At 74.0% G+C, this 20209-nt stretch carries 15 protein-coding genes; 3 read left to right on the plus strand and 12 right to left on the minus strand.

Going from position 1 to position 20209, the window contains the following annotated elements; genetic code table 11:
- Positions 1-38 precede the first annotated feature (38 nt).
- The 11 genes from ACQP2H_RS21900 to mraZ all read right to left on the minus strand — a co-directional run bounded on the left by ACQP2H_RS21900 (position 39) and on the right by mraZ (position 14047).
- Positions 39-857 carry a cell division protein FtsQ/DivIB gene (locus tag ACQP2H_RS21900; RefSeq protein ID WP_208569729.1) on the minus strand — a complete coding sequence of 273 codons (819 nt, stop codon included), beginning with the start codon at positions 855-857 and terminating at the stop codon, positions 39-41.
- Positions 854-2344 carry a UDP-N-acetylmuramate--L-alanine ligase gene (murC, locus tag ACQP2H_RS21905; RefSeq protein WP_433228674.1) on the minus strand — a complete coding sequence of 497 codons (1491 nt, stop codon included), beginning with the start codon at positions 2342-2344 and terminating at the stop codon, positions 854-856. The genes ACQP2H_RS21900 and murC overlap by 4 nt, the downstream gene beginning before the upstream one ends.
- Positions 2345-2375: 31 nt before the next feature.
- Positions 2376-3482 carry an undecaprenyldiphospho-muramoylpentapeptide beta-N-acetylglucosaminyltransferase gene (gene murG / locus ACQP2H_RS21910; RefSeq protein ID WP_208569730.1) on the minus strand — a complete coding sequence of 369 codons (1107 nt, stop codon included), beginning with the start codon at positions 3480-3482 and terminating at the stop codon, positions 2376-2378.
- A complete protein-coding gene (locus ACQP2H_RS21915; RefSeq protein ID WP_208569766.1) occupies positions 3482-4888 on the minus strand; it encodes an FtsW/RodA/SpoVE family cell cycle protein in 1407 nt (468 codons plus the stop codon). Before ACQP2H_RS21915 ends, murG begins: the two co-directional genes overlap by 1 nt.
- Positions 4889-5184: 296 nt before the next feature.
- Complete coding sequence (mraY, locus tag ACQP2H_RS21920; RefSeq protein WP_208569731.1) at positions 5185-6321, minus strand: phospho-N-acetylmuramoyl-pentapeptide-transferase; 1137 nt, start codon at positions 6319-6321, stop codon at positions 5185-5187.
- A complete protein-coding gene (locus ACQP2H_RS21925; protein ID WP_433228677.1) occupies positions 6318-7730 on the minus strand; it encodes a UDP-N-acetylmuramoyl-tripeptide--D-alanyl-D-alanine ligase in 1413 nt (470 codons plus the stop codon). The genes mraY and ACQP2H_RS21925 overlap by 4 nt, the downstream gene beginning before the upstream one ends.
- On the minus strand, positions 7727-9289 hold the full coding sequence (locus ACQP2H_RS21930; protein ID WP_433228679.1) for a UDP-N-acetylmuramoyl-L-alanyl-D-glutamate--2,6-diaminopimelate ligase: 1563 nt from the start codon (positions 9287-9289) through the stop codon (positions 7727-7729). Before ACQP2H_RS21930 ends, ACQP2H_RS21925 begins: the two co-directional genes overlap by 4 nt.
- Positions 9290-9341: 52 nt before the next feature.
- Complete coding sequence (locus ACQP2H_RS21935; protein WP_433228681.1) at positions 9342-11015, minus strand: peptidoglycan D,D-transpeptidase FtsI family protein; 1674 nt, start codon at positions 11013-11015, stop codon at positions 9342-9344.
- A 688-nt stretch (positions 11016-11703) separates the two neighbouring features.
- The gene (locus ACQP2H_RS21940) at positions 11704-12300 is read right to left on the minus strand and encodes a hypothetical protein (protein ID WP_208569735.1); all 597 of its coding nucleotides are present in this window, start codon (positions 12298-12300) and stop codon (positions 11704-11706) included.
- Positions 12297-13406: a 16S rRNA (cytosine(1402)-N(4))-methyltransferase RsmH gene (rsmH, locus tag ACQP2H_RS21945; protein ID WP_433233623.1), complete on the minus strand. Its 1110-nt coding sequence runs from the start codon at positions 13404-13406 to the stop codon at positions 12297-12299. The genes ACQP2H_RS21940 and rsmH overlap by 4 nt, the downstream gene beginning before the upstream one ends.
- A 209-nt stretch (positions 13407-13615) precedes the next feature.
- Positions 13616-14047, minus strand: coding sequence for a division/cell wall cluster transcriptional repressor MraZ (gene mraZ, locus ACQP2H_RS21950; RefSeq protein WP_208569736.1), 432 nt, complete (start codon positions 14045-14047; stop codon positions 13616-13618).
- Positions 14048-14401: 354 nt separating this feature from the next.
- Here mraZ and ACQP2H_RS21955 point away from each other — a divergent pair, with 354 nt between their 5' ends.
- Genes ACQP2H_RS21955 through ACQP2H_RS21965 form a run of 3 tightly spaced genes read left to right on the plus strand, consistent with a single transcriptional unit; the run spans position 14402 to position 17074 of the window.
- The gene (locus ACQP2H_RS21955; protein ID WP_208569768.1) at positions 14402-15649 is read left to right on the plus strand and encodes a MurT ligase domain-containing protein; all 1248 of its coding nucleotides are present in this window, start codon (positions 14402-14404) and stop codon (positions 15647-15649) included.
- Complete coding sequence (locus ACQP2H_RS21960) at positions 15639-16361, plus strand: type 1 glutamine amidotransferase (RefSeq protein ID WP_219463941.1); 723 nt, start codon at positions 15639-15641, stop codon at positions 16359-16361. The genes ACQP2H_RS21955 and ACQP2H_RS21960 overlap by 11 nt, the downstream gene beginning before the upstream one ends.
- Positions 16358-17074, plus strand: a complete 717-nt coding sequence (locus ACQP2H_RS21965; protein WP_433228684.1) for a TVP38/TMEM64 family protein — start codon at positions 16358-16360, stop codon at positions 17072-17074. Before ACQP2H_RS21960 ends, ACQP2H_RS21965 begins: the two co-directional genes overlap by 4 nt.
- A 256-nt stretch (positions 17075-17330) precedes the next feature.
- On the opposite strand, the gene leuS is transcribed toward ACQP2H_RS21965, so the two are convergent.
- Positions 17331-20195, minus strand: a complete 2865-nt coding sequence (leuS, locus tag ACQP2H_RS21970) for a leucine--tRNA ligase (protein WP_433228686.1) — start codon at positions 20193-20195, stop codon at positions 17331-17333.
- Positions 20196-20209: the final 14 nt, after the last annotated feature.

The following is a 20209-nucleotide window of genomic DNA, read 5'->3' on the forward strand; positions in this document are numbered from 1 at the left end:
GCCGTCGCGAGAGTAACGACTCACGTTCGACACGGGCCTCACCGGAAGGTCACCACGTCAGGAGCGCTCACGTCGATCGTGTCGGCCTTACGACCCAGCAACGCCGTCGCCACCCGCGCCTTCTCCTCGCCCCGGGTCGCGTCGCCCCAGACCACCGTCCGCTCGTCACGCAGGGTCAGCCCGATCCGGGCCAGCCCCTCGACGGTCACCTCGACCAGAGCGGCCCGCAACGCCGGGGTGAGCACGGTCAGCACCTGCAACGCCGCCCGGGTGCCCGGATCGTCCGGGCCCGGGTCGGCCAGCCGCACCAGCGGCAACCCCGCCGGGGGCCGGGGCACCGTCCGGAACACCACCCCGCTGCGGTCCAGCACCACGAATTGGTCGTCCCGGGGCACCACCGCCACCCCGGTCCGCTCCACCACCGTCACCACCAGGGTGTCCGGCCAGTCCCGGCGTACGGTGGCCCGCTCGACGGGGGCCAACCCGCCGATCCGCCGGGCCGTCGCGGCCAGGTCCACCCGGGCCAGCGGCGCCCCGTCCGGCACCGCCGCCGCGTCGCGCACCTCGACCGGGGTGACCAGCCGGGCCCCCTCCACCCGGACCTCGCGCACCCCGAACAGGCCGGAGCCGAGCATCGCCCAGGCCACCAGGCCGGCCAGCACCAGCACCCCGGCGACCACCGCCCAGGGCAGGGCGGCCCGCATCCGCCGCTGCCGGGCCCGCGCCATGAACCGCCGGGTGGACGGCGGGACCGCATCGCTACCGGCCCGCACGAGCTGCCAACGCCGTGCCGGACCACGCCGGGAACCACCACCGTCCGCGCCTGCGGGACGGCCCCGCGCCGGCCCCGGACTCATCCGGTGGTGGAGACCGTGCCGTCCGGGCCGATGACCGGGCCCGGGGCGACCGGTTCGGCGACCCCGCCGGCCCGGACGGTCAACGCGTCGAGCAGCTGGTCGCCCAGCAGGGAGATCGGCGGGGCACCCATCGTCACCACCACGTCACCGGGACGGGCCCGCCGGGCCACCTCCACCGGCGCGTCGTCGAACGAGTCCACGAAGACCTTGTGCGCGGCGTCCAACGGCACCGCCGCCAGCAACGCCGCCGACCCCTCGCCCGGTTGCCGCAGCTCACCGGGGCCGAAGACCTCCAGCAGCACCAGCTCGTCGGCGATGCCCAGGGCGGCGGCGATCTCCGCCTGGAGGTCCCGGGTGCGGTAGAGCCGGTACGGCTGGAACACCACGATCAGCCGGCCGTCACCGGCGACCTCGCGCAGCGTCTGCAGGGCCAGGGTCATCGAGGTCGGGTGGTAGGCGTACTCGTCGTAGACCAGCACACCGTCGGCGACGCCCTTGCGTTCGAAACGGCGGCGTACCCCCGGGAACGCGGCCAGCGCCGCCTCCGCCGCCGCCACCGGCAGGCCGAGCAGGTGGGCGGCGAGCACCGCCGCGGCGCTGTTGAGCCCCATGTGCCGCCCCGGCACCGGCAGCCGGATCTCGCCCAACGACCGGCCGTCGAGCGCGGCCAGGTACCGCACCCCCTGGGCGGACGAGGCCATCTCGGACAACCGCAGGTCGGCGTCGGCCGCCTCGCCGTACGTCCAGACCCGCCGCCCCTCGGCGCGCAGCGTCTCGGCCAACCGCCGGCCGCCCGGGTCGTCGGCGCAGGTGATGACGAACCCGGCCGGGTCGGTGAGCCGGGCGAACTCGGCGAACGCCGCCTCCAGGGTGGCCAGGTCGCCGTAGGTGTTCAGGTGGTCGGCCTCGACGTTGGTGATGATCGACACGTACGGGCGGTAGATCAGGAACGACCTGTCGCTCTCGTCCGCCTCGACCACGAAGTGCTCGCCGGTGCCGTGGTGCGCGCCCGAGCCGACCTCGGAGATCTCCCCGCCGATCACGAAGGACGGGTCGACGCCGGCCTGCTGGAGCACCATGGTCACCATCGAGGTGGTGGTGGTCTTGCCGTGGGTGCCGGCCACCGCGACGGTACGCCGGCCGGTCATCGCCGCCGCCAGCGCCTCGGAGCGGTGCAGCACCCGCAGCCCGCGCCGCCGCGCCTCGACCATCTCCAGGTGGTCCTGCGGAATCGCCGAGGAGTAGACCACGGTGTCCACCCCGTCGAGGTTGGCCGCCTCGTGGCTCATGTGGATGGTGCCGCCCAGCGCCCGCATCCCGGCCAGCGACGGCCACTCGCGCAGTTCGCTGCCGGAGACCGGCAGGCCCCGGGTGAGGAAGAGCCGGGCCAGGCCGCTCATGCCGACCCCACCCACCCCGATCAGGTGGATCCGGCCCAGGTCCTCCGCGGTGAGCGTGCCGGCCGGGGTGAACTGCGCGGTGTTCATGCCAGGTACCTTTCCGTCGCGCTGGACCGGCTCACCGGGCCACCGCCTCGTAGACGAAGTTGAGCAGGGCCACGTCGCCGTCGCGGCGGCCGTACGCGGCGGCGGCGTGGCTCATCGCGGACAGCCGCTGCGGGTCGCGCAGCAGGGGCAGCACGGTGCGCTCCAGCCAGTCCGGGGTCAGCTCGGCGTCGTCGACGAGCAGCCCGCCGCCGGCCTCCACCACGGGCAGCGCGTTGCGCTTCTGCTCCTGGTTGGAGTGCGGGTACGGCACGTAGATGGTGGGCAGCCCGATGGCGGCCACCTCGGCGCAGGTCATCGCCCCGCCCCGGGCCAGCATCAGGTCGGCGGCGGCGTAACCCAGCTCCATCTCGGACAGGTAGGGCAGCGCCACGTACGGCACCGGCAGGTCGGTGGGGACCGGCACCGGTTCGTTGCGGGCACCCATCACGTGCAGCACCTGCACCCCGTTGCGGGACAGTTCCTTGGCCGCGCCGGAGACCGCCAGGTTGATCGACCGGGCACCCTGGGAGCCACCGGCGACGAAGAGCACCGGCAGGTCGGGGCGGAGTCCGAAGTGGGCGCGGGCGGCGGCCCGCATGGCGAAGCGGTCCAGCCCGGCGATGCCCCGGCGCAGCGGCACCCCGACCACCCGGGCGTCGCGCAGCGCCTCCGCCTGGGCCGGCTGGTGCGGGAATCCGACGGCGATGTTCTTGGTGAACTTCATGCCGAGCCGGTTGGCCACCCCCGGCGGGACGTTCACCTCGTGGATGACGATCGGCATCTCGCGCCGCCACGCGGCCAGGTAGCCGGGGACGGAGACGTACCCGCCGAAGCCGACGACCACGTCGGCGGCGACCTCGTCGATCACCTTGCCGGCGGCGCGGGCCGCCTTCCACATCCGGTCCGGGGTGCGCACCAGCCCCATGTTGACCGAGCGGGGCAGCTGGTAGGCGGGGATCTGCCGCAGGTCGTAGCCGGCCGGCGGGATCAGCTCGTTCTCCAGGCCCTTGGGGGTGCCGAGGCAGGTGATCCGGACGCCCGGGTCGTGTCGGCGCAGGCAGTCGGCGAAGGCGAGCAGCGGGTAGATGTGCCCACCGGTGCCCCCTCCACAGAGCACCACCGAACGCAGCGGACCCATCAGCGTCTCCTCTCGCTCGCCGGCCCGCCCCGGGTCCGGTCCTGCCGGACGCCGCGCGGTACGGCCTGATCGTCGGGTCGCCGCCCGCGCGCCCGGGGTACGGACCCCGGGGCAGCCGGTGGCGACGCCGGTCGGCTCCGCGCACCGGGAAGCGGCGGCAACGGGGCCCAGACTAGTCGGACCCATCGGGCGGGCGGACGGGCGTGCAGGGCTCGGGCGGCGTCGGGTTCGGCGCGGGCGAAGGAGGCGAGCATGCCGACCGCGGCCAGGGTGACGACCAGGGCGCTGCCGCCGTCGGAGATGAACGGCAGCGGCACCCCGGTCAGCGGCAGCAGCTTGGTCACCCCACCGATGTTGATCACGGCCTGGCCGGTCAGCCAGGCGGTGACGGCGGTGGCGGCGAGCCGGCGGAACGGGTCGGCGACCCGGCGGGCGATCCGCAGCCCGGTGTAGGCCAGCACGGCGAAGAGCACCAGGATGACGGTGCAGCCGACCACGCCCAGCTCCTCGGCGATGACGGCGAAGATGAAGTCGTTGTGGGCGGCCGGCAGCCAACCGAACTTGAGGCTGCTCTTGCCCAGCCCGACGCCGAACCAGCCGCCGTGTTCGATGGCGTTGCGGGCCTGGACCATCTGCCAGCAGGCGTCCTCGACGCACTTGGCCGGGTCGGGCGTGTCGAGGAACGAGGTGAGCCGGGCCAGCCGGTAGTTCTCCTGGCCGCGTGCCCCGGAGCCGGCGCCGAGGGAGGCCACCGCGACGAGCAGGCCGACGCCGGCCAGGCCGACGGCGGAGAGGGCGGCGAAGACCCGCAGCCGCACCCCGGCCGCCCAGAGCAGCCCGACCACGATGGCCAGCAGGCAGAGCATGCTGCCCAGGTCGTTGTAGCCGACCAGCACGAAGAGCAGGCCGACCACCGGGAACAGCGGGGTGGCCAACTCCTTCCACCAGCCCAGCGCGGCGCCCTTGCGGGCCACCACGTGCGCGCCCCACAGCACCAGCGCGAGCTTGGCCAGCTCGGCGGGCTGCACCTGGATCGGCCCGAGATAGAGCCAGAGCAGGTTGGCCTGCAGCGGCCCCAGCGACTTCAGCCCGAACAGCGCGTTGAGCGCCACCAGCAGGTTGAGCACCAGCAGCAGCACCACGGCCCCGCCGAGCAGCGGCCGGCCCAGCGAGCGGAAGGTGCTGGCCGGCAGCCGCTGGCAGGCCCAGAACGCGACGATGCCGATCACCGCGAAGATGGCCTGTTTGGTCACCGAGGCGGCGGCGTCGCCGGCCTCGGCGTAGTCGCGCACGCTGGTCGCCGAGAAGACCATGGTCAGGCCGATCAGCAGCAGCAGGCCGGCGCTGGACAGCAGCAGGTAGTAGGAGGCCAGCGGGCGGGCCAGCAGGCCGCGCAGCGCCGCCAGGCCGCCGGCCGGCCCCAGCCCGGACAGCACCGGGGGCGGATCGGCGGTACGCCCCGCGCCCGCGACCCGCCGTGGCTGGGTCTGCGCCGTCGTGCCGGTGCTGGTGCCTCGGTCCTCCCCCACCCGCCCATCATCGCCGCTGCGGGCGGCCGGTTCCGGCCGTTCCCCCCGGTCGGCGTGTCGAAATGCGCGACGGGGGCTCCTCCGGTAGGAGGAACCCCCGTCCGCCGGTGGTCCGGTGGCGGCCCGGCGCGGACGGAACCGGCGCGCGGGGCCGGTACCGGCCCGGAACGCGATCAGCCCATGCTGGCGAGGAAGTCGCTGTAGAACAGGCCCAGCGCGATGGCCACCCCGATGCCCGCGATGATCCAGAACCGGACCACGATGTTGACCTCGCTCCAGCCGGCCAACTCGAAGTGGTGCTGCAGCGGGGACATCCGGAACACCCGCTTGCCGGTGGTCCGGAACGAGATGATCTGGATCACCACGGACATCGTGATGATCACGAACAGCCCGCCGAGGATCGGCAGCAGCAGCACGGTACGGGTGGACATCGCCATCCCGGCGATCAGCCCGCCCAGGCCCAGCGCGCCGGTGTCGCCCATGAAGATCCGGGCCGGCGAGGTGTTCCACCACAGGAAGCCCACGCACGCCCCGGCCGCCGCCCCGGCGATCAGCGCGATCTCCAACGGGTCCCGGACGGCGTAGCAGTAGTTGTCCGGGTTGGCGGTGTACGTCGGGTCGGCGCACCAGTGCCGGTACTGCCAGAACGCGATCAGCGCGTACGCGGCCAGCACCATCACCGAGGCGCCGGTGGCCAGCCCGTCCAGCCCGTCGGTGAGGTTGACCCCGTTGGTCGCCGCCATCACCACCATGATGATCACGATCACCGAGGCGACCTTGCCGATCTCCAGGGCCGGGATGTCCCGGATGAAGCTCAGCGTGGTGCTGCCCACGGTCTCGGTGTTGGTCGTCGCGCCACTGGCGTCGGTCATGCTGCTCGGGAAGTAGAGCGCGACCACCCCGAAGACCGCGCCGACCAGGATCTGCCCGAACAGCTTGCCGCGCTTGTTGAGCCCGCCGCTGTGCCGCTTGCGCACCTTGAGGAAGTCGTCGATGAAGCCGACCGCGCCGGAGAAGACCATCAGCCCCAGCAGCACCAGGGCGGTGATGGTCGGCTCGACCTGGGCGATCTGCGCGTCCGGCAGGGTGGTCAGGGCGAGGTGGCCGGCGACGTAGGCGATGACCGTGGCCAGGATGAACACCACGCCGCCCATCGTCGGCGTGCCCTTCTTGCCCTCGTTGCTGGCCAGCCCGAGGTTCGATCGGATCGGCTGGCCGGCCTTGAGCCGGGCGAACACCTTGATCGCCAGCGGGGTGGCCAGCAGCGACACCAGGAACGCCACGCCGATGGCGACGATGACCGCCCTCACGCGGCACCCCCCGCGCCGGCCCCGTCAGCCTGGGCGTCGGCCCGCAGGGCGTCGACGACCTCCCAGGTGCGGTACCGGGAGCCCTTCACCAGGACGACGTCGCCCGGTCGTAGCTCGCTGCGCAGCACCTCGACGGCCGCCGCCTGATCGGTGAGCAGCACCGACTCTCCTCCCCAGTCACTTACCGCTGTCGCGCCCTCGTGGATCGGCGCGGCCGGCTCACCCAACACGAGCAGCCGGTCGACACCGAGTTCGGCCGCGAGCCGGCCGACCTCCCGGTGCCCTTCGTCCTCGTACGCGCCCAGCTCGGCCATGTAGCCCAGCGCGGCGAACGTCCGCCCGCCCCGGTGCATCCCGGCCAGCGCCCGCAGCGCCACCGCCATCGAGGCCGGGTTGGCGTTGTACGAGTCGTCGATCACGGTCACCCCGTCGGGACGGGTGAAGACGTCCATCCGGCGGCTGGAGACCAGCCCCAGGTCGCCCAGGGCCGCCGCCAGCTCGGCCAGCGGCATGCCCAGCTCGCGGGCCACCGCCGCCGCGGCGAGCGAGTTGGAGACCTGGTGCCGGCCGGTCAGGCCGAGCCGCACCGGGGCCGTCCCCTCCGGGGTGACCAGGGTGTACGCCGGCCGGCCCCGCTCGTCCAGGGTGACGTCGACCGCGCGGACGTCGGCGTCGGCGGACTCGCCGTAGCGGACCACCCGGGCGGCGGTGCGGGACGCCATCGCGGCGACCAGCGGGTCGTCGGCGTTGAGCACGGCCAGCCCGTCGGCCGGCAGCGCCTCCACCAGCTCCCCCTTGGCCAGGGCGATGTTCTCCACCGAACCGAACTCGCCCAGGTGCGCCACCCCGACGTTGAGCACCACCGAGACCTGCGGCGGCACCACGTCACAGAGGTAGCGGACGTGTCCGACGCCCCGGGCGCCCTTCTCCATCACCAGGTACCGGGTCTGCGCGGTGGCCTGCAACGCGGTGTACGGGTGCCCCAGCTCGTTGTTGAACGACCCGGGCGGGGCGACCGTCGGGCCGAGCCGCACGGCGAGCTGCGCGATCAGGTCCTTGGTGGTGGTCTTGCCCGAGGAACCGGTCAGCCCGATCACGGTGAGCCCGGGCAGCCGGTCCACCACCGTGCGGGCCAGCCGGCCCAGCGCGGCCAGCGCGTCGTCCACCAGCACCATCGGCACCCCGGGCAGCTCCCGGGTGCCGAGCACCGCCACCGCACCGGCGGCGACCGCACCGGCGGCGTAGTCGTGCCCGTCGACCCGCTCACCGGGGAAGGCGACGAAGAGCGCCCCGGCGGCGACCTTGCGGGAGTCGAACTCGACCGGACCGGTGACCACGGTGGCCGGGTCGGCGGCGTGCAGCCGGCCACCGACCGCCGTGGCGACCTCGGCCAGGCTCAGCGGGATCACCGGCGACCCGCCAGGTCGCCGAAGCGGACGCGCAGCGCCTGCGCCAGCTCGGTGCGGTCGTCGAACGGGTGCACCTCGCCGGCGATCTCCTGACCGCGTTCGTGTCCCTTGCCGAGCAGCGCCACCACGTCGCCCGGTGCGGCCAGCCGCACCGCCTCGGCGATCGCCTCCCGTCGGCCCGGCACCTCGACGATCCGGGCGGCGGCGTCGGCGGCGTACGCCCCGGCCAGCACCTCGGCCCGGATCGTCGCCGGGTCCTCGGTGCGCGGGTTGTCGTCGGTCACCAGCACCACGTCGGCACCCCGGGCGGCGGCGGCACCCATCACCGGCCGCTTGCCCCGGTCCCGGTCACCACCGGCGCCGATGACGCAGATCAACCGGCCGGTGCCGGTGTCGCGCAACGCGGCCAGGGCCGCCACCACGGCGTCGGTCTTGTGCGCGTAGTCGACCACGCCGCGCACCGGCGCGTCCCCGCTGACCAGTTCCAGCCGGCCGGGCACCCCGCCGCAGGCGGCCACCCCGGCGACGGCGGTCGCCGGGTCGACCCCGGCGGCGACCAGGCAGGCGACGGCGAGCAGCGCGTTGGCCACGTTGTGCCGGCCGGGCAGCGCCACCCCGGCGGGCAGGGCCAGGTCGTCCGGGCCGTGGGCGGTGAACCGCTGGGCGTAGCCCTCGCCGCCGACCCGGTCGGCCCACCAGGTGGCGGTCGGGTCGCCGGCCGCCGAGTAGCTGACCGTGGCCGGGCGGAACAGCGGACGCAGGGCCGGGTCGTCGTGGTTGAGCACCTCGACCCGGCAGCGCCCGTCGAACAGTTTCGCCTTGGCGGCGAAGTAGTCGGCCGAGTCGGCGTGGAAGTCGAGGTGGTCGGAGCCGAAGTTGGTGTAGCCGCCGACGGCGAACCGGACCCCGCCGACCCGGCCCATCGCCAGCGCGTGACTGGACACCTCCATGACCACCGCGGTCACCCCGCGCTCCCGCGCGGCGGCGAGCAGCGCGTGCAGGTCGGTGGCTTCCGGGGTGGTCCGGACGCTGTCGATCACCAGGTCACCCAACCGGGTCTCCACCGTGCCGATCAGGCCGGTGACGTGACCGGCGGCGCGCAGCCCCGACTCGATCAGGTAGGCGGTGGAGGTCTTGCCGGCGGTGCCGGTCACCCCGATCACGGTCAGCCCGTCGGTCGGGTCGCCGTAGACCGCGGCGGCCAGCTCACCCAGCACCGCCCGGGGGTCGGGCGTCACCAGCACGGGCAGCCCGGTCGCGCCGGCCGCCGCCGCACCGGACGGGTCGGTCAGCACGGCCACCGCGCCGGCCGTGGTGGCGGCGGCGGCGAACTCCGCGCCGTGCCGACGGGCACCGGGCAGCGCGGCGTACAGGTCGCCGGGGCGGACCTCCTGGCTGGCGTGGGTCACCCCGGTCACGACCAGCGCGGCGGCGTCGGCCGGCGGCGTCACGGCGAGCCGGTCGGCGAGGTCGCCGAGCCGGACTCCGGGCACGGTACGGGGGCGTGGATTGCCGGGCACGGCGTCAGACCCTACCCGGTCGTCCGGTTCCGGCCGCACAGCCGCCCCGGTGGTTCGTCGGCACTCACCGATGATGTCCCGCCGTTCCCGGTCAGCGCGGAAAGACCTCGAAGTTGGGAGACTTCCCGCGCGACGGCGGGACCCGGTAGTGACGCAGCGTGAAGCCCATCATCTCGCGGAACGCCGGGGCGACGACCGCGCCGCCACCGCCCTCGGGGTTCCACACGAAGACCGCCACCACGTACCGGGGTGCTTCGGCGGGGGCCATCCCGATGAACGAGCCGACCTCGCCGGGTTGCTGCTTGCCGTTGACGTAGCGCAGCCCGGTGCCGGTCTTGCCGGCGATCCGGTAGCCGGGCACCGCGGCGGCCAGGCCGGTCGCGCCGTCGACGGTGGTGACCGCCTCCAGCAGGGTACGCAGCGCGGCGGCGTTGCTCGGGCTGAGCACCGAACGGGTGACCGGGGCGGCGGCCGGGGTGCGTTTGCCGTCCGCCCCGACCACCTCCTTGATCAGGTGCGGCTGGACGTAGGTGCCGTCGTTGGCGATCGTGGCGTACGCGGCGGCCATCTGCAGCGGGGTCGCGTCGACGCTGTGCCCGATCGGCACCGAGCCGTAGGACGAGCCGCTCCACTGGTCGGCCGGGAGCAGCCGCCCGGACGCCTCGCCGGGCATCCCCTCGCCGGTGGGCTGCCCCAACCCGAACCGCTTCTGGTAGTCGATCAGCCGGTCCGGGCCGAGCCGGTCGCCGATCTCGATGGTGCCGACGTTGGACGAGTAGGCGAGCATCCCGGCCACGCTCAACTTCTTGCCCTCGGCCGGGTGGGTGTCGCGGAAGGTCACCCCGCCCCGGGTGATGGTGTTGGCGACCGGCCAGGCGCTGTCGGGGGTGATGACGCCCTCCTGCAACGCCGCGCCGTAGGTGATCGCCTTGTGCACCGAACCCGGGTCGACCACGAAACTGGTGGCCGCGTCCTCCCAGTCGGTGGGCCGGCTCTGATCCGGTGACGCCGCGTTGTAGGTCGGGTTGCTCGCCTGGGCCAGCACCTCACCGGTCTTGACGTCGAGCACCACGGCCGCGCCGATCGCGCCCCGGGTCTGCGCCATCTGCCGGCTGAGGATCTGCTGCACCTGGAACTGGAGGTCCCGGTCGGTGGTGAGCACCAGCGAGCTGCCCGGCCTGGGGGCGGTGGTCTGGCTGTAGCCGCCGGGGATGGGCGCGTCCAGGTCGCCCGCGCCGGCCTCGTAGACCCACCGGCCGTCCTGCCCGCGCAGCACGTCGTCGTAGCGGGCCTCCAGCCCCTCCAGGCCGTCCATGTCCGGGCTGGTGAAGCCGACCAGGTTGGCGGCCAGGTCACCGCCGGGCACCTCGCGGCGCTCGTCACGGTGGGTGCCGATGCCGGCCAGTTCGAGCGCCTCGATCTGCTTGGCCTGGGCGATGTCGACGCCCCGGGCCAGATAACGGAACTGGAGCCCGCCCTGGCGCTTCATCTTCTCGGCCAGCTCGGAGACGGGAATGCCGAGCAGCGGGGAAAGCAGCTTCGCGGTCTCCGTCCGGTCCTTGACCAGGGTGGGGTCGACGAAGACGTACCGCGCCTCGACGCTGCGGGCCAGCGGGGCGCCGTTGCGGTCCTCGATCGACCCGCGCGGGGCCGGCAGTTCGACCCGGCTGAGCCGGTTGCCGACGCCACCGCCGGCGTACGCCGGGGTGTCCACGGCCTGCAGGACGACCAGCCGGATACCGATCACGGCGAAGACCGCCAGCACGAGCGCGGTGCCCAGCCGCAGCCGGCGTCGCGGTTCGGCCAGCTTCGGCGGGCGACGCGGCTTGCGGACCGGTCGCCGGCCGGCGGGCCGGTCGGTGCGCCGGGGTGCCTCGGTCCGGCGGGGGCACCCCGGCCGGGTGCGTCGGTGCGGCGCGGGGTGGTGCGGCCGGGGCGGCGGCGCGGCGCGGGCGGATCGGCGAACTCGTCGTCGTCGGGGGCGGCCGTGGCCGGCACGGTCCGGATGACGCCGGTGCGCCCGGTCGGGGCGGCCTCCCGGCGGCCGGCCCGGTTGGCGGCGGCCCGGCCGCCGTCGAGCACCTGGAGGGCGGGCCGGAACGGGTCGCCGGAGCGTCCGGCCCGGGGGTACGCCGTTGCCCGCCCCGTTCGTCGCTGCTCTCCCGGATGGTCCGCCCCCGGGGGTGTACGCCCGCGCGTCGGAGATCCCCCGCCGTCCCCGGCGCGGGGCTGCCCGGTGCGGGCGTCCCCGGCCCGGCCCTGTCCCCGGGACTCACCGGCCCGGGGTCCGGCGGCCGGGGGTTCGCCGGTGCGCGACTGCGGGGTCCGTGGTTCTGGTGTGCGGGGCTCCGGCGGGCGTGGCTCGCCGCCCCGGGCGGTCCCACCACGAACCGATCCGCGCCGGGAGCCCGTGGCGTCCCGGCGCGGTTCGTCGGATCTGGGTGGCACGGGTGTTACCCCCCGTTGCCCTGCTGGCTGGTGATCGCCGGCTGTCCGTCGGCTGGCTGCGGCACGCCGATCAGCCGACCGTCCGGCAGCCGGATGTACGCCGGTTCGCCGGCCTCCACCAGGCCCAGCTTGCGGGCCTCGGCGGTCAGGTTGCCCGGCTCCTTGGCCTCCTCGATCTGCTTCTCCAGCTGCTGCTGGTCGACGTCGAGGCGGGCCTGCTGCTGCTGGAGCTGCTGGAGCCGGAACGCGTTCTCGTTGATCTTGGTGTTGACGGCGAGGATGCCCAGCACCCCACCGACCACCAGCACCACGATCAGTGCCGCGAACGGCGCCCGGGGCACCCGGACCGGCGGCGGCGGCGCCACCCGCAGTCGGGGTGAACCGGTGCCGGTGGCCCGGGTGGCCGGCTGCTCGGCCGGCCGCAGCGCGGCGCTGCCCTGGGTGGGGAACTCGCGCGCCCCCCGGCGAGCCTCCCCCGCTCGACCGGCGAGGTCCGCCGGCATCGTGGTACGGGTCGTGCGCTGCGCCGTGGTCCGGCCCCCCGACCGCGGTGCGCGCTGCCCGACGACCGCGTCGCGGTCGTCACGCTTGTTGACGTTCATGTCCCCTCCCCCTGTTCGTCCGTCCTGCCGTCCCCCGGCGTCACCCCGTCGTCCACTGTGGAACCCGGCGTCGACCCCGTGCCCGGTTGGTGCATCGCCCTGACCCGTCGGCGGGACCGTTCGCGGTCGGTCCGCCCCTGCTGCCCGGTGGTCGGGTCGAGTCGCTCCGCCGCCCGCAACCGCACGGATGCGGCCCGCGGGTTCGCGGTGACCTCGGCCTCCCCGGCGAGTTCGGCACCCCGGCTGAGCAGCCGGAACGTCGGACCCGACCCGGGTAGTTCCACCGGGAGGTCGACCGGGCCCTTACTGCGGACCCGGTCGGCGAGCGCCTGCTTGGTGAGCCGGTCCTCCAACGAGTGGTAGGACAGGACCACCATGCGACCGCCCACGTTGAGCGTGTCGAGGGCAGCCGGCAGCGCCGTCTCCAGCACCACCAGTTCCCTGTTTACCTCGATCCGTAAAGCCTGAAACGTTCTCTTGGCCGGGTGTCCCCCGGTTCGTCGCGCTGGTGCCGGAATGCTCTCCCTGACCAGCTCGGCCAACCGGGCCGACGAGGTGATCCGGCCCCGCTCCCGCTCCCGCAGGATCGCCGAGGCGATCCGGCCGGCGAACTTCTCCTCGCCGTAGACCCGCAACACCCGGGCCAGGTCCGGGTGGGAGTAGCTGTTGACCACCTCCTCGGCGGTCACCCCCCCGGTCTGGTCCATCCGCATGTCCAGGGGCGCGTCCTGGGCGTAGGCGAACCCGCGGTCGGGCGCGTCGAGTTGCAGTGAGGAGACGCCCAGGTCGAACAGCACCGAGTCGATGCCCGGATAGCCCAACCGCGCCACCACCTCGGGCAGCTCGTCGTAGACGGCGTGCTCCAGGTGGATCCGGTCGGCGAACCGGGCCAGCCGGACCCGGGCGTGCGCCAGGGCCTCGGTGTCCCGGTCCAGGCCGATCAGCACCGTGTGCGGGTGCCGTTGCAGCACCGCCTCGGCGTGCCCGGCCAGACCCAGCGTGGCATCGACGTGGACCGTACGGCCGCCCCGGTCCAGCGCGGGGGCCAGCAGCTCGAGGCACCGCTCGAGCAGCACCGGCACGTGCGTGCCGCGCAGCTCCCCCATGTCGACCCCCACTGTGGAATAAGTCTCGTCGTGTCGCGCTCTGCTCGTCGGACGACGCCGTACCGTCGTACCGCCAGATCCCCATCCGCTCCCGCTCCGGCTCCGGGTCACCGACCCGGGGTGGAGATCGTGCCCCTGGCACCGGGGAAGGGGCGCCAGGAACTCGAAAGCGGCTGGAGATCTCGCAGTACGTCGGGCGTCGCCACGCCCTACAGACCGCCGGGCAGCACCCCCTCCTCGATGTCGGCGAAGTCGTCTTCGCTGTCGGCGAGGTAGCTCTCCCAGGCCGCCCGGTCCCAGATCTCCACCCGGGTGGACGCCCCGATCACCACCAGATCCCGGTCGAGCGCGGCATAGGACCGTAGGTGGGCCGGGATGGTGACCCGGCCCTGCTTGTCGGGGACCTCGTCGTGCGCGCTGGCGAAGAAGACCCGGCTGTAGGCCCGGGCCGCCTTGTTCGTCATCGGCTGCGCGCGCAACTGCTCGGCGATCCGCTGGAACTCGGGCGTGGGGAAGACGTAGAGACAGCGATCCTGTCCTTTGGTGATCACGACACCCCCCGCCAGTTCGTCCCGGAACTTGGCCGGAAGGATCAACCGACCCTTTTCGTCCAGGCGCGGAGTGTGGGTGCCGAGGAACATCGGCCCAACCCCCTCGCCCTGAGCGGCGTTCGCGGCGCCGCTGACCCCCTGGGCCGGTGGGCCCTCCCGGCCTCACCAATGCGCCCCACTCTACTCCACTTCCCTCCACCTGCAACCAGAATCGCCCGCCCGGCGCGTCGCCGACGGGGATAAAACCGCACGTCAGAGCCGGTGGAGCGAAGTGGAGGGCCGAGCCGCCCCCGCGCCGCGTCCGCTACCCGACATTGATCGACTCCGTCCGGTGGAGCGCTCACCGACCGGACGCCCGGCCCACCCCGACCGAACGGTTCGCCGTCGGCGGCGATCTGGCGGGCGCGGAGGTCCGGTAACCTCGCTCGCGTGACAGACGCGAAGATGCCCCTGCGGGCGAAGGTGGCCAGCTCCGTGTCGAGGACCGCCGCGGCGCTGTCGCGCGCCGCCGGCCGGGGCGACGGCTCGGTGATCGGCGGGTGGATCGGGCTGAAGATCGACCCGGACCTGCTGGCCCACCTCTCGGCCGGTCGCGCCATCGCGCTGATCTCCGGCACCAACGGCAAGACCACCACCACCCGGCTCAGCGCCGCCGCCGTCGGCGTGCTCGGCCGGGTCGCCACCAACTCCTTCGGCGCCAACATGCCCACCGGGCACACCTCGGCGCTGGCCAAGGCCGGCAGCACCCCGTACGCGGTGCTGGAGGTCGACGAGCACTACCTCGCGCAGGTGCTGGAGGCCACCGAACCGCACGTGGTGGCCCTGCTCAACCTCTCCCGCGACCAGCTCGACCGGGCCAAGGAGGTGGCCATGATGGCGCAGCTCTGGCGGGCCGCCCTGATCCGGCACACCGACGTGCGGGTGGTGGCCAACGCCGACGACCCGATGGTGGTCTGGGCGGCGACCCCGCCGGCCGACCCCGCCCGGGGCGTCCGCCCGCCGCACGTCACCTGGTTCAGCGCCGGCCAGCGCTGGCACGACGACTCCTGGGTCTGCCCGGAGTGCGGCTCCACCATCCAGCGCTCCGGCGAGCAGTGGTGGTGCACCGGCTGCCCGCTGCGCCGCCCGGACGCCCAGTGGACGGTGGAGGACGACGGTGTGCTCGACCCCACCGGGGCCTGGCACAAGGTGACCCTCCAGCTCCCCGGCAAGGTCAACCTCGGCAACGCGGCCACCGCCCTCGCCGTCGCCGCCGAGTTCGGGGTACGCCCCGTCGACGCGGTCTCCCGGCTGCACACGGTCAGCTCGGTCGCCGGCCGGTACGCCCAGGTCGACCGGGACGGCCGCAACATCCGGCTGCTGCTGGCGAAGAACCCGGCCAGCTGGCTGGAGGCGTTCGACATGGCCGACGAGGCGCCGACCCTGCTGTCCATCAACGCCCGCGACCCCGACGGGCTGGACACCTCCTGGCTGTTCGACGTCGACTTCGCCCCGCTGCGCGGCCGGCAGGTCCTCATCACCGGCGACCGGGCGTACGACCTGGCGGTCCGGCTCGACGTCAACGGGGTGCCGTTCCAGCACGTCCGGGCGTTCGGCGAGGCGGTCCGGGCGGTGCCGCCGGGCCGGCTGGAGGTCATCGCGAACTACACCGCCTTCCAGGACATCCGAGCGGAGTTGGACCGTGTCAACTGAGAGCCTGCGTATCGTCTGGATCTACCCCGACCTGCTCTCCACCTACGGCGACCGGGGCAACCTGCTGATCCTGGCCCGCCGGGCGCAGCAGCGCGGGATGCCGGTCGAGGTGCTGGAGGTCCGCTCCGACCAGCGGCTGCCCGCCACCGCCGACATCTACCTGATCGGCGGCGGCGAGGACGGCCCGCAGGCACTCGGCGCGCAGCGCCTGCTCGCCGACGGTGGCCTGCACCGGGCCGTCGCCCAGGGGTCGGTGGTCTTCGGCGTCTGCGCCGGCTACCAACTGCTCGGCACCTCCTTCTTCGCCAAGGGCACCAAGTGCGCCGGGCTGGAGCTGCTCGACCTCTCCTCCGACCGGGGTCCCACCCGGGCGGTCGGCGAGCTGGCCGGCGAGATCGACCCGAGGCTGGGGGTGCCGGCGCTGTCCGGGTTCGAGAACCACGGCGGCCGGACCCACCTCGGCCCCGGTGTGTCGCCACTGGCCCGGGTCAGCGCCGGGGTCGGCAACGACGGCGTCACCGAGGGGGCCTGGCGGGGCAGCCTGCTGGGCACCTACTCGCACGGGCCGGCACTGGCCCGTAACCCGGCCCTGGCCGACCTGCTGCTGCGCTGGGCCACCGGCGCGCACCAACTCCCCCCGCTGGACGACACCTGGGCCGACCGGCTCCGCTCCGAACGCCGCACCGCGGTGGCCTCCGCCGCCCGGACATGACCCACCGTCGGGCGGCCGCGGTCGCCGCCGCCCGGCGGTCGCTCGGTCAGCCGTCCGCCCGGCGGTTCGCCCTGCTGCTGGTCATGCTCGTCGGGTTCGCGGCGGTGCTGCTGGTGGCACCCCGGCCGGACGTCGGCGAGCTGCCCCGGCTGGCCGACACCCTCGGCGGGTACGCCCCGGTCGTCGGGATCGTCGTCGGGGCGTTGCTGCTGGTGGCGCTCGTCCCCCGGACCTTCGTCACGCTCGTGGCGGGGGCCGTCTTCGGTGCCTTGGAGGGGGCGGCGTACGCGCTCGGCGCGGCGCTGCTGGCCGCCGCGCTCGGCTTCGCCGTCGGCCGGGTGCTGGGGCGGGAGTTCGTCGCCGAACGGGTACGCGGCCGGCTGGCCCGGCTCGACGGCTGGTTCGCCCGGCAGAGCGTGCTGGGCGTGATCACCGTACGGATGCTGCCGATCGCCGGGTTCGGCCTGGTCAGCTACGGCTACGGCACCACCGGGGCGCGGGTGCTGCCGTTCCTCGTCGGCAGCGTGCTGGCCTCCGCCCCGACCGCCTTCGGCTACGCCGCCATCGGCGCGGCGGCCAGCTCCCCCGGCAGCATCAACTGGTACGCCGCCGCCCCGGCCAGCCTCGGGCTGATCGCCAGCGCGGTGCTGGCGTACCAGTGGTGGCGGGCCGAACGCGCCCGCCGGTCCGTGGTCGCCGACCCGCGCCCCTGACCGGGACACGAGCCGGCCCCTGCGGCAGGCGGCGGCCGGAACGCCGGTCGCCGACATCCGGCCCGCTCCCGACGCCCCTGCCGGTCCGGGCCGCCGGCGTGGTCGCTCCGGCGAGCGGTATGCCGGAGAGTCATATTCATGCCCCTCAGGCATACCGCTCCACGTCGACAGTGGCCCCGTCCGCGGTCACTGCGCGCCACGGCGGCCCACAGGCCGGCAGGCCCGCGAGCCGCCCCGCCTCGGGCGGGTGGCACCGTCAGGCGACGACCGAGACCAGCCGGCCCGGCACCACGATGACCTTGCGCGGCTCCTTGCCGGCCAGCGCGGACGCGACCGCCGCCAGGGCCGCCGCCCGGACGGCCTCCTGCGGCGCGTCGGCGGGCACCTCGATCCGGCCCCGGACCTTGCCGTTGACCTGCACCGGGTAGGTGACCGTGTCGGCGACCAGCAGCGCCGGGTCGGCGGTCGGGAAGTCCGCGTACGCCAGGGAGGTGTCGTGGCCCAGCATCCGCCACAGCTCCTCGGCGACGTGCGGGGCGAACGGGGCCAGCATCAGCACCAGCGGCTCGGCCACCTCACGGGGGGTCTCCGCCAGCCGGGTCACCGCGTTGGTCAGCTCGATCAGCTTGGCGATCGCGGTGTTGAACCGGATGCCCTCCATGTCGGTCCGGACCCCGTCGATCACCCGGTGCAGCAGCCGGCGGGTCTCGGTGTCGGCGGGCGCGTCGGTGACCCGCAGCGTGCCGGTCTGCTCGTCGACCACGGCCCGCCAGACCCGTTGCAGGAACCGGTACGACCCGACCACCGCCCGGGTCTCCCACGGGCGGGACACCTCCAGCGGGCCCATCGACATCTCGTACACCCGGAAGGTGTCCGCGCCGTAGGCCGCGCACATGTCGTCCGGGGTGACCACGTTGCGCAGCGACTTGCCCATCTTGCCGTACTCGCGGGTCACCTCCTGTTCGCCGTGCATCCAGCGGCCGTCGACCTCGACGACCTCCTCGGCCGGCACCGGGGTGCCCCGGGAGTCGCGGAAGGCGTACGCCTGGATCATGCCCTGGTTGAACAGCTTGCGGAACGGCTCGAACGACGACACGTGCCCCAGGTCGTACAGCACCTTGTGCCAGAACCGGGCGTACAGCAGGTGCAGCACGGCGTGCTCGGCACCCCCGACGTACAGGTCGGTGCCCCCGCAGTCACCCTCGGCGCGCGGGCCCATCCAGTACGCCTCGTTCTCCGGGTCGACGAACCGCCCGGAGTTGGTCGGGTCCAGGTAGCGCAGCTCGTACCAGCAGGAGCCGGCCCACTGCGGCATCACGTTGGTCTCCCGGGTGTACCGCTGGGGCCCGTCGCCCAGGTCCAGCTCCACCTCGACCCAGTCGCGCCGCCGCGACAGCGGGGTCTCCGGGTTGCTGTCGGCGTCATCCGGGGCGAACGTCTTCGGGGAGAAGTCGTCCACCTCGGGCAGCTCGACCGGCAGCATCTCCTCGGGCAGCGCGATCGCCGCGCCGGTGGCGTCGTAGACGATCGGGAACGGCTCGCCCCAGTAGCGCTGCCGGGAGAACAGCCAGTCCCGCAGCCGCCAGGTGACCGCGCCGACACCGTGGCCGTTGGCCTCCAGCCAGGCGATGGTCGCCGCCTTGGCGTCGGCCACCCCCAGCCCGTTCAGGTCCAGGCCGCGCTCGGGCGCGGCGCTGTTGATCGCCGGCCCGTCCCCGGTGTACGCCTTCCCGTCGAACCCGTCGACCGGCTGCACGGTCCGCACGATCGGCAGCTCGAACACCTCGGCGAAGGCCCAGTCCCGCTCGTCCTGGGCGGGTACCGCCATGATCGCGCCGGTGCCGTAGCCGGCCAGCACGTAGTCGGCGATGAAGATCGGGATCTGCCCACCGGTGACCGGGTGGGTGGCGTACGCGCCGACGAAGACGCCGGTCTTCTCCTTGGTGTCGGCCTGCCGCTCCACGTCGGTCTTGGCCGCCGCCGCCTTCCGGTACGCCTCGACGGCCTCCCGGGGGCCGGCGTGCCCACCGGTCCAGGCGTCCCGGGTCCCGGCCGGCCAGGCGGCCGGCGTCAGCGCGTCGACCAGCTCGTGCTCGGGGGCCAGCACCAGGTAGGTGGCCCCGAAGATGGTGTCCGGCCGGGTGGTGAACACTCTGATGCGGGCTTCGCCCGCGACACCGGAATCGGTGGTCCCGGTGGCGAAGTCGATGTGCGCGCCGGTGGACCGGCCGATCCAGTTGCGCTGCTGCAGCTTGATCGACTCGGGCCAGTCCAGGGTGTCCAGGTCGTCCAGCAGCCGGTCACCGTACGCGGTGATCCGCATCATCCACTGCTTCAGGTTGCGCTTGAAGACGGGGAAGTTGCCCCGGTCGGAACGGCCGTCGGCGGTGACCTCCTCGTTGGCCAGCACGGTGCCCAGCCCCGGGCACCAGTTCACCGGCGCCTGCGAGACGTACGCCAGCCGGTGGTCGTCGACGATCCGCCGCTGCTCGGCCGGGCTCAGCTCGGCCCAGGCCCGACCGTCGGGGGTGGGCCGGTCACCGGCGGCGAACGCGGCGGTCAGCTCGGCGATCGGCCGGGCCCTGCGGGCGTCGGCGTCGTACCAGGAGTTGAAGACCTGCAGGAAGATCCACTGGGTCCACCGGTAGAAGTCGGTGTCGATGGTGGCCACCGAGCGCCGGTCGTCGTGGGCCAGCCCCAGCCGGCGCAGCTGCGCCTTGTACCGCTCGATGTTGGCCACGGTGGTCGTGCGGGGGTGGGTGCCGGTCTGCACCGCGTACTGCTCGGCGGGCAGGCCGAACGCGTCGAAGCCCATCGCGTGCAGCACGTTGCGCCCGGCCATCCGCTGGTAGCGGGCGAAGCAGTCGGTGCCGATGTAGCCCAGCGGGTGGCCGACGTGCAGCCCCGCCCCGGACGGGTACGGGAACATGTCCAGCACGTACAGCTTCTCCGCGCCCGCCCGCGGGTGCCCGGGGTCGGCCAGCGGACCGGTCGGGTTCGGTGCGTGGAAGGTCCCCTCCCGCTCCCAGGTGTCCTGCCACCGACGCTCGATCTCGTCGGCCATGGCCGCGGTGTACCGGAACGGGGGGATGTCGCCCGCAGGTGCGGCTGCCTCACTCATACCTACTCCTTGGC

The sequence above is a fragment of the Micromonospora sp. CA-248260 genome (assembly GCF_050942205.1).
In the GTDB taxonomy this organism is placed as follows: Bacteria; Actinomycetota; Actinomycetes; order Mycobacteriales; family Micromonosporaceae; genus Micromonospora; species Micromonospora antibiotica.

What these genes read in the sequence shown, in the direction of transcription:
- ACQP2H_RS21900 (WP_208569729.1), bottom strand. Translation starts at nt 857, where the DNA reads ATGAGTCCGGGGCCGGCGCGGGGCCGTCCCGCAGGCGCGGACGGTGGT.
- ACQP2H_RS21940 (WP_208569735.1), bottom strand. Translation starts at nt 12,300, where the DNA reads ATGAACGTCAACAAGCGTGACGACCGCGACGCGGTCGTCGGGCAGCGC.
- murC (WP_433228674.1), bottom strand. Translation starts at nt 2,344, where the DNA reads ATGAACACCGCGCAGTTCACCCCGGCCGGCACGCTCACCGCGGAGGAC.
- ACQP2H_RS21965 (WP_433228684.1), top strand. Translation starts at nt 16,358, where the DNA reads ATGACCCACCGTCGGGCGGCCGCGGTCGCCGCCGCCCGGCGGTCGCTC.
- ACQP2H_RS21955 (WP_208569768.1), top strand. Translation starts at nt 14,402, where the DNA reads ATGCCCCTGCGGGCGAAGGTGGCCAGCTCCGTGTCGAGGACCGCCGCG.
- leuS (WP_433228686.1), bottom strand. Translation starts at nt 20,195, where the DNA reads ATGAGTGAGGCAGCCGCACCTGCGGGCGACATCCCCCCGTTCCGGTAC.
- mraZ (WP_208569736.1), bottom strand. Translation starts at nt 14,047, where the DNA reads ATGTTCCTCGGCACCCACACTCCGCGCCTGGACGAAAAGGGTCGGTTG.
- murG (WP_208569730.1), bottom strand. Translation starts at nt 3,482, where the DNA reads ATGGGTCCGCTGCGTTCGGTGGTGCTCTGTGGAGGGGGCACCGGTGGG.
- rsmH (WP_433233623.1), bottom strand. Translation starts at nt 13,406, where the DNA reads ATGGGGGAGCTGCGCGGCACGCACGTGCCGGTGCTGCTCGAGCGGTGC.